Source organism: Paraburkholderia sp. 22098 (genome assembly GCF_052045935.1).
GTDB lineage: Bacteria > Pseudomonadota > Gammaproteobacteria > Burkholderiales > Burkholderiaceae > Paraburkholderia > Paraburkholderia caledonica.
The window spans coordinates 439,780-454,312 of the sequence record NZ_JBQEPV010000006.1 but is presented as its reverse complement, the minus strand read 5'-3'; the positions used below and the strand labels follow the sequence as shown (position 1 = coordinate 454,312).

Genomic DNA, 14,533 nt, shown 5'->3' with positions numbered 1-14,533 from the left:
GTGTAAGGCATGCCGCCAGCGTTCAATCTGAGCCAGGATCAAACTCTTCAGTTCAAACCTGTTACTGTTTTCGGTTGTTTTACCAACCGGTCGCTCACTCAACGTACTGACGAAGTGTTCAACCATCTCTCGATGACCAAACCTTCCTTTCATTACTGTGTGAGACTTGATACTTTCGCTTTATGTGAATCCGGAGATCCACCCGCGTCGCGCATCAAGCGCCCACACTTATCGGCTGTTAGTTTTTAAAGATCGATCCGCCCACTCCGCGCTGCCTTCCTACCACCACCCGGCACCGCTTCGTTCTGCGTCGCTGCATCTGCAGCAGAGAAACGAGATTATGAAGAGCGAGTGACAGGTCGTCAACCCCCTTCGACGAATTTTCTTTCACAGAAGCGCCAATCGGCGCGCAAAGCGTTCGCCCTACATATAGTAGGTTTTCGATCCTCAGAGGAACGCGGTCGTGTGAACACGGACAAGTTGGTCTATAGTCGGGAGTCTGCCGTCCGTCGCGAGAGAACTGTCCGTTGTTGCAACAAACTTTTTTGCGCGCCGCTCCGCGCCGCCACGGGCGGACAGCGAACGGATCTACGGCAACAGCGTGCGACGAATTGCTGCGCACAATGCGCGCGAAGGCGCAAGCTCGTATATAATGCGAGCCGCGCGAATTTCGCACATTTCTATCGGCCCGCTCAAAGCGGGCTCATCTTTTTGCTCCCCAGAGCACACAGCCATATAACCGCGTTGAGTCACTCAGGTGATGTTGAGCCATGCTCGAAACGCCTGACGGTCGCGTCTTGCGTCTCATAGCGAAGCCTCTCGAGGAGAATACGTGAACCCTTTTGATCGCGAAGATTCGCAACACGAAACCGCAGCCTACACGAAAGCTCCGTCGGGCCGTACGCCCAAGGGCAAGGGCGCGGGCAAAGCGATCCCCGTGGCGGCCGAGCTGCCGCCGCAGCAAGCCGAAGAACGTCAGCGCCAGATGCGCGCGCTGATCCAGCTGGGCAAGGAGCAAGGCTACCTGACCCACGCGCAGATCAATGACCACCTGCCCGATAACTTCGCGCAAACCGCGGCAATCGACAGCATCGTCAGCGCGTTCAACGACATGGGCGTGCAGGTCTACGAACAGGCTCCCGACGCCGAAACGCTGCTGCTGAATTCGAACGCTCCCGCAGTCGTTTCCGACGATCAGGCGGATGAAGAAACCGAAGTCGCGTTGTCGACGGTGGATTCCGAGTTCGGCCGCACGACCGACCCCGTGCGCATGTACATGCGCGAAATGGGCGCGACCGAGTTGCTGACGCGCGCGGGCGAAATCGCGATTGCAAAGCGTATCGAAGACGGTCTGCACGAAATGGTGCAGGCCATTGCCGCATGCCCGCTCGCAATTTCCGCGATCCTGGCAAGCGCCCAGCAGGTTGCGGACGGCGAGCTGCGAATCGACGAACTGGTCGACGGCCTCAACGAAGACAACATCGCGGCGGAAGAAGAGACCGTGAGCGCCGAAGCGACAGCCGACGTGGACTCGGACACGGAAGAAGACGACGACAGCGATAGCGACGACGACGTCGGCCCGGCCGATTCGTCTGCAGCAGACGAAGCGCGTCTGAAGCAGCTCACGAGCGACTGCCTCGAAATCTTCGCGCAAGTCGGCATTCTGTACGACCAGATGAACGCGTCGCACACTCGCGGCGACGTCAGCTCCAAGGCATATCAGCGCGCGCGCGAGGAAATTCAGCAACATCTTGCGAAAATCCGCTTCACGGCGCGCACCATCGACCGTCTTTGCGGCGACGTGCAGCATCAGGTCGCGCAGGTTCGCGCGATCGAACGCAACATTCTGCAGATCGTCGTGACGAAGAGCGGCATGCCGCGCGAGAAGTTCATCGAATCGTTCGCGGGTCATGAAGCCGACCTCGGCTGGACCGAACGCGCAGCACGCGGCACGACCTCGTATGGCGCCGCGCTCGAGCGTCACATGCCGGCAATTCAGTCGGAACAGCAAAAGCTGATCGACATCGAAGCCACCGTCTCGCTGCCGCTCAAGCATCTGAAAGAGATCAACCGCCAGATGGTCGCGGCTGAATCGAAGATGCGCAAAGCCAAGAGCGAAATGATCGAGGCGAACTTGCGTCTCGTCATTTCCATCGCGAAGAAGTACGTGAATCGCGGCATGCTGTTCCTCGACCTGATTCAGGAAGGCAACATCGGCCTGATGAAAGCAGTGGACAAGTTCGAATACCGCCGCGGCTGGAAGTTTTCCACGTACGCAACGTGGTGGGTCCGCCAGGCCGTGACGCGCTCGCTCGCCGATCAGGCGCGCACGATCCGCGTGCCGGTGCACATGATCGAAACGATCAACAAGCTGAACCGCATCTCGCGTGAAATCCTGCAGCAGACCGGTCAGGAAGCGCATCCGTCGGTGCTGGCCGAGCGCATGGATCTGTCGGAAGAGAAAGTGCGCGGCATCCTCAAGATCGCCAAGCAGCCGGTGTCGATGGAAACGCCGGTTGGCGACGACGGCGACGCCACGCTCGGCGACATGATCGAAGACTCGGCGGCATCGTCGCCGGCAGACGCCGCGATGCAGGCCGACCTTCGCGCCGCGATCGACGATGCGCTCGACTCGCTGTCGCCGCGCGAAGCCAAGGTGCTGCGTATGCGCTACGGCATCAACACGAAGTCGGACCACACGCTGGAAGAAGTGGGCAAGCAGTTCGACGTCACCCGTGAGCGTATCCGCCAGATCGAAAGCAAGGCCATGCGCAAGCTGATGCATCCGAGCCGTGCCGATCGGCTCAAGTCGTTCCTCGACCGTTGATCCAGCCAGTCTGACTCTGCTTCACCGCGCTTGCCGTGCGCCATGCACGGCAAGCGCAATTCCCGCCTCAAGCTTCAGAATCCCACCGTTCTCAAATAAGCAGCGAGATGATCCCGCCAAGGGTGATGCCCGCCGCCAGCCAACGTCCGGCCGTGTAGAAAGCGTTGCGCTCTTCGTGCGGCTGATCTGGCCGTTCCAGCCCGAGCGTGCCATACGCAAACGACTTCACCGCTGACGAATCCGTCGCCGACGCGCCCTCGCCGTCCGCACCGGCCGCGCTCGTGCCATCGACTACATTTGTATCGCGAGCCGCAGCAGCAGCGCCTTCCGTGGAGATGCGCACAGCCTCGTCCTGCTTCGACGCATTCGAGGTAGCAGAGCGCGCGGTGGCGGCATTGTCGCCAGTGACGGCAGTTGACGACGCACTCCTTGTCGTGCGGTCAGTTGCCTGTCGTGTTGACGGCAACGCACTGTCGATTTGCATTGCAACCTCCGTTCGTTTCTTCAGGGCGTTCGGCGTAGCGCCGGATACAGGCTCTATCGACCGGGACCGGTTGAAACTTGACGCCCTGTAAGGCACGGTAAGCGCAGACGCGAATGCCAACAACGACGCATTCCGCCCCACATTATGTTGTCCACAGAAACTGTTCAGAAGGCTGTGGATATCCTGCGCAAGAGTAGTCCAAGTACCTGAGCGCGCACAGTTTTCATCCTCCGCACGCAGCAAGTCTGAAGTCAAATAAACAAACGGCAACGAGGCCGCACTCAAGGCATCACAAACGTCTTCACGAGCGTCAGTTCGCCGGCCTTGCGCATCGGCACGCGGATCGTCTCGCTCTTTTCGTTCGGCGTGTTTTCATTGGTGATGATCGTCACCTGGGCGACGGTCATGTCGCTTCGGTCGCTACCGCTGCCGTAGTAATTCACGAAGACGAGATAGGTGCCCTTCAGCGGCGCCGCCGATGAATAGATCTCCGGCCCATAACCAGTCGTGACGTCGACGTCGAGCGCGCCGCCGTTCGCCACGACGCGATCGCCGTACCATGCATGCGCGCCGTCCGGCGATACCACGTGCAGGTCGAGATCCGTGCCGTCCGTGTCCCACGCGAGCAATACACGCAGCTTCGGCTGCGTCTTGCCGCCATAGGCGTCATAGAACTGAACGCGCTTGCGGCTGCCGTCCGGCGCGCGCAATTCAACGCCATTGCTGCCCGCAGGAAACGCATAGGGCCGCGAGAACTTGCCGTCCTCCTCTACACGCTGCGGCAACGGCGTGCCGTCGACCACCAGCGTACCCACGGTCTTGCCCTTTCTTTTCGGTGCGTTACGAATCTGCCCTTCGATCAGCGCAAGTTTCGACTGCCCTTCCTGCGTCGTTACGGACACCGCCGGATAGTGCACATCTTGCGTATAGCGTTCGCTGTCGCCGCTCGTATTGCGCCAGCCGTTCAGCGGCGCGGCGAAGTCGATATCGCTTGCATGCGCGGCCGACGCGCCCTGCAAGCAGGCGAGAACCAGCAAGCTGTAGCCAGCAGCGTTCATCCATCCCGTCGTTTTGGGCTTCATCGTGACTGCTCCCGTCCCGCTTTCATAGTCGCTCGCTCTTCACGAGCATGAGGTCGCCGATCTTGCGCAACGGCACAACCATCGTTTCACGCCGCTCGTTCGGCGTATTTTCGTTGAAGACCAGCGTCAACGTCGCCGTGATGACGTCGCGGTCGTGCGCGGACGCGTCGAAGTTGTAGCCGGTCGTATCGAAGTTGCCCCAGTAATTGAGGAAGAACAGCCACGTACCACGCTCTGGCGCCGCCGATGAAAATATCCCCGGCCCCGCGCCGTCCACCGAGTCGACGTCGAAGCCGCTGCCGTCTTCGAGCGTCGGATTGGCGAAGAACGCATGCAACCCGCCCGGCGTGATCACATGCAAATCGACCTGAGCGTGCGGATCGTCCCACGTGACGATTGCGCGCAGCTTCGCCTGCGGCTTGCTGGTGTCCGCTTCATGGAACTGCATGCGCTGATGCTGCCTGCCGTCGGCAGAAATGAGTTCAATGCTGTTCGAGCCCGCACCGAACGCCCACGGCCGCGCGAATGCGCCTTCGTCGTCCGTGTAGAGCGGCGTCGGATTGCCGTTGACCACGAGTGTCGGCGGCTTGCGCGCGTGTTTGTCGATACGCCTCAGGCGTCCCTCGATCAATGTGCGGTAACGCTGCGCGCCACGATCGACCGGCGGTCGCGGATACGCCGCGACGAATTGCTCGCCCTCATTCGTCAGCCCGCTATGACGCCAGCCGCCGAACGAGCGGGTGAGATCGGCGACGCCGCCATCGGCACTAGCGGCGCGCGCCTGTGTCACAACGCCTGTGCCGGACACGCAGCATGCAGCGACAGCCACGAGCATCACGGCGCGCAGGCGAACCCGCCTCAGCACGGAAGACCGGCTCAACGAAAATAAGGAGTTGACGTGGTTCATTGGATCGGATTGTCGGTACGAATCAGCATGCGGGCGGTGCGCTCGACAAAATCTTCGTCGAGTCCACGCGGATGATGCTGAAACGCGAGGTGAACATATTCATGCGCCAACGCAATGCGATCCTCTTCCGTTTGCAAGCGATACACATAGACCCGATTGCGCTGCGCGTCCGCGTACGGACGTCCTTCGCGAACGGCACACACGGCCGGCAAGTCGGGCGTCTCGTATCCGGCCGCGCCATCCATGCGCCGCGCCCAGGAAGGCGCATTGCGCTCCAGCCACTCGCGCGCGCCGGTCACCGCGATGCAATCGCCGGACAAGGGGCTTTGAAATGAAGTCAGCGTGGCTTGCGGCCATGTGCGTGCAAGGATCGCATCGAACGTCAGGCCAGTTTGCGCGGATGCCTTCGCGGCAAGCCAGCTCATTTGCCCTGCCGCGGCCTTGTCGTGGTGATACTGGACAGGCACGCCGGTCAGCACGAGGGCGTCGGTCATATCGGCGGCACGGCGCGCCGCCGCAGTCGGCGCGCGAGGCAGAACGCGCTGCGTATTGCTGCTATCGTCGATACGCAAACAGCCGTGATCGTGTACGCCGTGCTGCACGACGTAAGTGCGCGCCGCCACGGCGAGCGCCTTGGCCGCTTCCGGCTGCGCCGTATCGCCTTCACGCTCGACTACGCGCGCCACATATTCGTTCATGCCAAAGCGGCCGACCACTTGCGGCGCTCCCGCAGCGTTACGATCGAGCCGCAACTCGCCGCGGCTCGTCAGTCGCGTCCAGTTGCCGTTCACAAAGCCAACGCGATACTCGCCGTTCAGCGGCCCGTCAGCCACCGTCGCGGGTCCTTTCTGGCCGAGCACTTCGCGAATCGGATAGCGGCTGAAGAAATCGACGACGACACATGCGCCGTCATCGGGCACGGTGACTCGCGTGAGAAGCGGCGCAATGCGCGGCGCGGCCAACGCGAGCACGCGTGCGCTGCCGCCGGGACCGGCGAGCCAGACCGGCGTGCCATCCGCTAGCCAGCCTGCGGCGCCGCCCACCGATGCGCCTGGCCGGGCCGCATCGGGCATCGTCCACGTTTTGGCGCGCAGCAGGCTGCCGTAGAGCGACACCGTTCCCTCGCCACGCCCGCTCGTCAGCACGGAGACCAGCGTGCTGGCCGCCGCTTCGCGCGGGCGTGCGGGCATCGCCTGCAATGCGGCAAGCAGTTGCACGACGGGCACACGATGCGTCGGCGTCATCGCGTGAAGGTCGCGCAACCAGGCAGGCGCGTGTACCGCTGTCCAATACTTGCGCCAGTCGGCGGAATCGAGTTGCAGACGCCCCGGTTCGAAAAAGAGCCCGCACGATTTCACGAGCGCATGCTCGCGATCGACATGACCGCCCGTCATGCAGCAATACACTTCTTCGGGATCGCCGCCGTTGCACGTGTAGTCTGGCGTTGCGATGTTTCGATCCACCAGATAGCCGTAGACAAACAGCTTCCACACGCTGCCAAGCGGTGTTTCCAGCGTGGCGGGCAACGGCAGCGCGGATTGCGGAGACAGGCCGCTAACGGAGCCGTCGACGTCGGCCTGCCAAAGCTGGCTTTGCCCATCGCGCAACCACGCGAAGCGCAATGTCTGTTTCGACGCCGGCTGCAGTGAAGCCGGCCCGGCCGCATACGCGCGATCGAGTGTGACGCCGCAGATCATGCACACCGCGCCCACGGCGAACGCGATCCGCAGCATCATCGCTGCAAGAAGATCGCGGACAAACCGAAAAAGCGCGCGGAACATGGTCTGTGTCGCTTACTGGATGCGCAACGAAGTCACGCGATCGCTCTTTCCGCCTTCGAACGCCTTCGCGTCCGGTTGATACATGCGGAAATAGCGCGCGGGTGGCAATGCGAATGTGCCCGGCAACGCGAAGCGCACCAGTTGCCGCAACGCCACTGGCCGGTCGAGCAACGGCACCGGCTGGTGATACGAGAGCTCACCCATTTCATACGATGCAGCACGCGCGAACGGTTGCGGGCCGCTCTCGCCTTCCTTCTCGCCAGGCAAGCCCTCGATCGACACGCCCCAGCTCGTCGCTTCGACGCTCGCGCCGGGCGGCAGCGGCACATCGAGCACACCGTAGTGATACGCGTTGCCCGAGCGCGGCGTGAGCGTGACTTCGTCGACGTACAGTGCATTGCTGTCGATCGCGTCGCCCGATTTCACGAGACGCGCTGTGAACGCAGATCGCCCCACATTGCTGTCGCCCGCGCCCTGCTTTTTCGGATCGGCTTTTACCTCGACCGGTTCGAGCTTGTAGAAGCGGCGGGCGACGCCGATGTTCAAGCGGCTGTCTTCGCTCGTATGACTGCGGAACGAGACGATTGCGCTGACGTCCGTGCGTGCGGCGCCTGCGTCGAGTGTGGTCGGCACGCCAGCAGCGGTCCATTTCCAGAGTGGCGTGCCGGTCGGCGTTGCGGCGCGCGTCCAGCCCGCGCCTTGCAGCGACGGCAACGAAGTAGCCGCCACATCGCCACCGAGCGCCTTGCGCAGCCAAAGCAGCGTCAGTGCGCGGTCGAGCGTCGGGTAATCGGCGCTGCTTCTTGCAAGCAATGCGGATGCATCGACGCTCGCGCCTTCGCCGGACATGGCAAGCAGGCTTTGCACGAGCGGCGCCGGATCGTTGCTCAACGAGACACGCGCGGCGCTCGATGCAGCTTCGAAACCGTCCGGCGTCTGCGCGCCCGTCGCTCGCGCCATGTTCGCGATCAGCAACATCGCCATCTGCTTGCCGCGCGGCGAATCGGCCTGTGCAAAGACGATACTGTCCGACGCGCCATACGTAGCATTCGCGGCGTTGCGAGCCGGTGCAGCAGCGGTGGCCGCCGCGTCGCTCATCAAGTCGGCAGCCACGCCCGAGACGGGCGTCGCGACCGGCAAGCCCATCTGCTGTATGAACCACAGCGCCAACGCGCGATGAAGCAGTGGCTCTTTAGCGCCGGCGTCGCGATAAACCTCCATTGCGTGTTGCCAGTTTGCGGCGGGCAGGCTTATGCCGAGGCTGCGGCTCGCGAGCCAGTCCGCGTAGTACGCGTAGGCCGTGATCACCGCGCTGCCGCCGGTCGTATCGCCCCACCAGCCGAACGTGCCGCCGACGCCCGCGAGCATAGCCAGACGTTGCCGTTGATTACGCAACAGCGCTTCGATTCCTTGCGTCGAACTCGCGTTGTCGCCGCGGCCGATCGCGTCGTGTGCAAGTGCGAGCGGAATCAAGCGGCTCGATGTCTGTTCGGCGCAGCCATACGGATAGTTGATCAGATCGTCGGCCACGCGCATGAACTGGCTCGCTGCGCTGCCGACGAAACGCACGCTCACGTCCTGCGCGTCTTGCGGCAGATTGAGCGGCTTGCCTGCGCCGTCAAGCGCGACAGTGTTCTGATGAAGATCGAGCCAACCGCTCGCGTCGAGACGAATCGTGGTCTGCAAGCGGTCCACATCCTTGTCACCCTTGCGCAAGGTCGCGTTGACCACGCCGGCCTTCAGCGCGCCGCTCGGCAGACGAAGATAATTCGCGCCGCGCTTAAGCGTGACCTTCTGATTCAGCGACAGACCGCCCCCCTCCACCAACCACTGCGCGTCCATGTCCGCGTCGGTCTGGTTGAAGGCGATCATGTCGATAGCCGGCTGGTCGTTGATGCGGAAATGCGACGGCCCGCTCCACTTCAGATACAGCGCCTTGTCGGAGCGCACGTATGCGGTGCGCTGGCCGACCATGCCATCGGGCGCGGCCGCGCGCACGGTGACGCGCCAGCGCGCTAGCGAGTCGGGCATTTTGAACGTCATGGTGGCGTGACCATTGGCGTCGGTCTTCAGGCTGCCTTCCCACGCAGCCGTATCCTGATCGTCGCGGCGCGGGCGTTCGAGCACTTTCACGCCGCGCTCGTTGTAATTCGCCCGTTGCGGCCCGCCCGGCGCACCCTTGAGCGGCGAACGCGCGAGGTCGTAAGTGATGAACGACAGACTTGACGATGTCCGCACGTTATTGCGCCGCGGATGATAGAAAAAGTCGACGATGTTCGGCGCAATCTCCGGCTGCAGCACATAGACCATTTCATCGACCACGCTCACCGTCAGATTCGCCGCTTCCGGTTTGCCGTTCAACGCGCTGTCGAAATTCAGGGTGACGGTATCGCCTGGACCGTACACCGGCTTGTCGCTCTTCACGTTCAATTCGATTTGCGGCTGCGCCACGACGATGCCCGCGTTCTGGAACGCGTATTCGCCCGCATGCACGTACAGCACCGAGAAGGTCATGTTGGGCGCGAAGTCTTCGCCGACCTTGATACGCGCCTTCCATTGCGACGGCGTCACGCGCTGCAGTTGCAACCAGTCGCCGCCCGCGCTCAACAGCGCGCGTCGTTCGACGTTGTCGCGTTCGAGCGTCAGCAACGCATCGTCGACGGGCAGCGGGAATGTGATCAGCGCTTCCGCCGTGTCGCCAATCTTGTACCGGTCGCGATCGAACACGATCTCGACGCTGCCTGGGATCGCCTTCAGGCCGTCGCCCGCGACCCAATGGCTGACGGCGGCGAGCAGGTTGCCCGCGTCGTCCTTGACCGACAACATGTACGAACCCGGCTGATCGAATAGCACCGCGAACGACAGCTTGCCGCCAACGCCGTTCGGCGCACTTTTCAACGCACCTTCGGCGTGCGTCTGCGATTCGAGGCGCGTCCATTCCCATTTCGCCGGCGCATGCGCGGCCGGGTCGACCGCGGCCAGCGCCTGCAAGTCGAAGCTCACCGATTCCTTCGGCTGCGAGAACGACTTCGACGTAGTCAGCCGGTACGGCGTCGCGCCGCGCGCGATCAACACTTCGCGCGTCACGCGGACCTTGTATGCTGCGCCGTCCTGCGCGAACAGTGTCAGCGCATACCGGCTCGGTTCGGTCGCTGCGGGCAGCGTCAGGCTGGCGTTGCCGTCGCTATCCGTCTTGAGTTCCTGTTGTTCGAGCTTGACCGGGAAGAGCCCCGCATAGTGCAGTTCGCCGTCGACAATCGTCACTTTCTGCGCGCGCAGCGTGACCGAAATCTTGCTGTCGCGCACCGGCTTGCCGTCCGGATAGCGCAGCTGGATTTTGCCCTTCAACGGCTCGCCGGTCGCATAGTCGGCTTTGTCCATTGAAAGATTGACGTCGAAGTGCGGCTTCACATATTCAGCAACGCGAAACGCGCTGCCATACACATCGCCGTTATAGTCGAACCGCAGCGTGTAGCCGCCAGCGCTTGCGTCTGCGGGCAGCGAAAACGACGTGTCAGCGCCAGTATCCGAAGCGAAATGCGTCTTCGCCGTTGCAACCGGCGAGCCGTTCGGGTCGAGCACTTCGAGCTTGATGTCGGCCTCGGCAGGCGCCGACGATTGAGTCGCGTTCTGAAACGTACGGCCAATAAACTTTACGTGGACCTGATCGCCCGGCCGGTACATCGGCCGATCGGTGACGGCGTAGATTTTCGTGTTGTAGATCTCGCTGTCGTAATAGAAATTCTCCGACACGAACACGCCGCCCTGCGGATCGACACCAAGCACATAGCTGCGCTCGGGGCTCACGTGTTGCAGCACGAGCGCGCCGTCGTTGCCCGTCGTGCCGCTTTGCAACACACCTACGCCGTCGGTCCAGTTCACTTCCGTGTTAGCGACCGGCTTGCCGCTATCGCGCCGCGTAGTCCACACCAGCATTCCGCTCGATGCCGCTTTCACGACCGCCACCGTATCCGACACGAACAACAGCGTATGCGCGCGATAGTTGCCGATCACCGCCTCGACGATATAGAGACCCGGCGGCAGCTTGCCGACAGGGATCATCACGTTGCCGGAACTCGCCTCGATAAAGTTACTGCTGCTGCCCGCGAGGTTCACGCCCTTGGGCGGCTCGATCACTTTCGCGTCCCAGATCGGATAGCGAAAACGCGCGACCATGTCATAGCCTTTCAGCGGGGCGAACGGCGAGTTCGGCTCGAACTGCGTCTGCTTGCCGGTCTGTTCGCCGAGCTTGAATTGCGGCGCGGCCTCGGTTGCCTTGCTGCGGGTGGCGAAAGAAAGCACGCGCTGCCATGCGCGGCGCGCCTCGGTGAACCAGCGGTCCCAGAGATAAGCCAGCGTGTTCGCGAGGCCTTCGCCCTGATAATTCGGCGCGACATTCAGCCGATGCAGATTCTTCTGTGCCTTCAGAAACTCGAGCGGCTTCGGCACCCGATACACGACGATGTCCGCGCCGCCGTATGCCTGCAACGCGTCCTTGAAATCGCGGCCGGGCGCCTCAAGCCGGACCTCCGCGAGTTGATTACTGCCGAAGCTCGCATCCGAGAGGAGGAAGAAGGGTTGACCGTCCACTTTCTGAGAAGCGAAGTTACTCGACGGCGCCGGATTGAGCGTCGGATTCGCGGCGATGCTGGCGTCTGCCGATGCCGCCGACGCTGCCGACGCGTCGTCGCCCGCCTGCGCGGTGCCGCTTACGGTGATCAGCGCAATCCACACAAACAGCGCGGCCATGGCAACGGTCGCGCGATCGCGCATAGGGTTCAACCATTTGCAAGTCGCGATCACAGAGCTCATTCGGGTCATGGTGTCAAAAAGTCCAAACGAAACACGCCGACAAAGTTCGGATTGCCGTCGAGCGGCTGCCAGCGGGAATCTTTCCATTGCATCAGGTCGGAAACGGCGACCGCGCGCAGACCGGTATCGATCGGCGTGACGGTGCCTGTGTGATAAGCGATGTAGCGATCGAGCCAGATCATCAGATGCTGGTCGTCGCCCTGGTCGAAGAACAGCAGGTCGCCGGGCAGCGCCTGGTTGACGTCTTTCGAAACGAAGCGGCTATTGCGTTGAATCAGTGCGATGGCGGAAGCGTATGCGCCAGTGGAACCGTCGAGTTGCGTCCAGCGATTCGCGATCATTCGCTGCGCCGTGGACAACTGCAGTTCGGGCGGCAGACTGCTCGTGTCGGCAAGGCCGGTCATGCCGTTGGCGTGCAGCCATTTGCTGTCGTGTGGTCGCAGCGTCTCGCCGACGGCAAAGCGCACTAGTCCCGCGCAATCGCGTTGCGTCCAGCGCGGCGTCGGGCCGCGGCGCATCTGCTGATCGACGATGCGGGTGAACCACGCGCGAAACACAGCCGATTGCTGCGCGGTGAGCGTGTCGGGCTCGGGACCGGAAGCACCAGGACTCAGCGCGTGGGCATAAGGCGCGACGCTCGCCGCTGCAAACGTCGCGGTGATGCGCAACAGCCATGCGCGGCGTGAAACCGCCACGACGCGTGAAGTCGCGACTTCACGGGTGGGATGCGCGACAAACTCCGCACGGAGTTGAGGCGTCGCGCGCGAGGGCGCCTGGCGAGGCGCGCGCAACGCGCCGGCTAAGCGAAGGCGACGCATTAATCGCCCTCTGTGCCGGGCTGATCTGCGGATGCTTGCGGCGAGCCGTTAGCCGAACCCGCATCGCCTTTCGCGCGATCGAACCACCACTCTACCGGCACCCAGCCGGTCGAGCCTGGCAAGGTTTGCGGCAGCGTCAACGAAACCGGTGGATAGTGTGCGAGCGCGCGCAGCTTTGGTGTGAGATGCGTACGCGAGGCGTTGCGGAACACGGCTTCCTGATCGGCGGGCAGTGCGGCGCCAGCTTCGCGTTCGATCAGTGCTGCAGCGGACGAAGGCGTCAGCGTCAGAATGGTGCGCGGCAAACGCTCAGGAGCGAGCGTGTCTGCCAGCGCGGGGTAACGCTTGTCGAGCACTGCCAGCGTGTCGTCGACGAGACGTGAGTCGGGCGAGAAAATCAGATAGCCGTGCGCGAGCGCGAGCGTCACCGGGAAATAGCGCTCCGCCGATAGCTGCGACGCGAACGACGCCCTACTGCTCGACGCCGTGCCCGAGCGCGCGCTGACCGGCCTCTGCCAGACGGTGACGTCCGCACCCAGGTCGCGCCTCGTGACCGGCAAACGGCGATAGTTAGTGTAGTCAGCGTCGTTGGCGTCCGTCTTCGCGGCCTTTGCCTCATATGCGCCAATCACGTCACCGAATGTTTTGTCGAGCGCGGTCTTCAGCGCAACGAGCGAGGCCGCGTCCTGTGTCTTGTCCTGCGTTTTAACTTGAGCGATGAAAACCGGCGCAACCAGCGTGGATTTCGCATACCAGCACACCGCCGCGGGGCCCGTCAGACGATCGCCGATTGCCCCAGCGGCGTCCGCCCCATTGGCCACCTTGCCAAGCAGTGCCGATGCCTCCTTCCAGTCCGCGGGCAGGCTCGCGCACGCTGCGGCGTTCGCCGGCAATGCGTGCCACAAGGCCGCGCTGTTCCACTGCTGCGGCAGTTTGCCCGGCTCGATCAAGGCCGAGGTCCGCCAGGTCGCCGACGCGCTGCCGTTCGGCGAGAAGTCGAACCGCAGCGCGTCGATGCCCGAAAAGAACGCCTGATAACCGAACGACAGGTAATTCGCCGACACCACCAGACGATGCCCCTTCGGCGCGTCTCCCGAAGCGTCCAGTTGATATGCGCGAGCGGCGGCGTCGCGACCGGACGACAGCATGTCGGACACAGCATCGGCGCGTTCGCCCAACAGACCGCCCTTTTCGTCGAGCAGAACGCCGGGCGCGGACAGCACGACGAGCCGATCGTCTTTCGTCGCGAATAGCAGCGTTCGGCCAACTGCGAGCTTCAGCGCGTAGACCGGAACATCGCCGGAGAGCCTGGCGACCTGACTCAGTTGTGTGTCGCTTGCGGCGACGTTGCCCAAGCCCTGCAACAGCTTCGCAAGACCGTTGCGGCGCACGGACATGATCCAATAGCCGAGGCGGCCATCCGGCGAACGCCAGAGCAACACGTGCGCGGGTTCGTCGAACACGCGGCGGATCAGTTCGTCGCGCCAGTCAAGTTGATGTTCGAACGCGAGACGCCGCAATGCACCTTCAGCGGAAAGGCGCGTATTCGCCGATTCGTAATAGTCGACGAAGTCTTGCGTGAGCACGTCGTGAAGCAGCGGCACGCGCAACATGTCGCGCGGTAATCGCGCCAGTGCTTCGCTGTCGATCACCGCGTCGGGATGATGAATGTCCAGAACGACTTCGCCCGCGTTGGTCGCCTTGCGATGTGCGAACGGACGCCACACGGCCTGAATGACGATGCCGGCCACGATCAGAAGCGCGGCCACGAGGATTGCAATCTTTTTACGCGACATCTTCATCTGAGTTTTTCTGGTTCGAT

8 protein-coding genes are annotated in these 14,533 nt (G+C 62.8%); 1 reads left to right on the top strand and 7 read right to left on the bottom strand.

The features are described 5' to 3' along the window. The first annotated feature begins 832 nt into the window (after positions 1–832). On the top strand, positions 833–2,827 hold the full coding sequence (gene rpoD / locus ACTJLB_RS15965; RefSeq protein ID WP_440783815.1) for an RNA polymerase sigma factor RpoD: 1,995 nt from the start codon (positions 833–835) through the stop codon (positions 2,825–2,827). Positions 2,828–2,918: 91 nt separating this feature from the next. On the opposite strand, the gene ACTJLB_RS15960 is transcribed toward rpoD, so the two are convergent. The 7 genes from ACTJLB_RS15960 to ACTJLB_RS15930 all read right to left on the bottom strand — a co-directional run bounded on the left by ACTJLB_RS15960 (position 2,919) and on the right by ACTJLB_RS15930 (position 14,513). Next, entirely contained in the window at positions 2,919–3,311 is a 393-nt protein-coding gene (locus ACTJLB_RS15960; protein WP_087754785.1) for a hypothetical protein, read from the bottom strand. 281 nt (positions 3,312–3,592) lie between these two features. Further along, complete coding sequence (locus tag ACTJLB_RS15955) at positions 3,593–4,393, bottom strand: YfaP family protein (protein WP_440783814.1); 801 nt, start codon at positions 4,391–4,393, stop codon at positions 3,593–3,595. 22 nt (positions 4,394–4,415) lie between these two features. Then, positions 4,416–5,300 (bottom strand): DUF2135 domain-containing protein, encoded by an 885-nt coding sequence (locus ACTJLB_RS15950; RefSeq protein WP_204523155.1) that lies wholly within the window; start codon positions 5,298–5,300, stop codon positions 4,416–4,418. After that, positions 5,297–7,081, bottom strand: a complete 1,785-nt coding sequence (locus tag ACTJLB_RS15945; protein WP_440783813.1) for a DUF2300 domain-containing protein — start codon at positions 7,079–7,081, stop codon at positions 5,297–5,299. The genes ACTJLB_RS15950 and ACTJLB_RS15945 overlap by 4 nt, the downstream gene beginning before the upstream one ends. Before the next feature lie 12 nt (positions 7,082–7,093). Beyond that, a complete protein-coding gene (locus ACTJLB_RS15940) occupies positions 7,094–11,902 on the bottom strand; it encodes an alpha-2-macroglobulin family protein (RefSeq protein WP_440783812.1) in 4,809 nt (1,602 codons plus the stop codon). After that, on the bottom strand, positions 11,899–12,711 hold the full coding sequence (locus ACTJLB_RS15935) for a DUF1175 domain-containing protein (protein ID WP_310360314.1): 813 nt from the start codon (positions 12,709–12,711) through the stop codon (positions 11,899–11,901). The genes ACTJLB_RS15940 and ACTJLB_RS15935 overlap by 4 nt, the downstream gene beginning before the upstream one ends. After that, the gene (locus ACTJLB_RS15930) at positions 12,711–14,513 is read right to left on the bottom strand and encodes a DUF2138 domain-containing protein (protein WP_410802568.1); all 1,803 of its coding nucleotides are present in this window, start codon (positions 14,511–14,513) and stop codon (positions 12,711–12,713) included. Before ACTJLB_RS15930 ends, ACTJLB_RS15935 begins: the two co-directional genes overlap by 1 nt. Positions 14,514–14,533 lie beyond the last annotated feature (20 nt).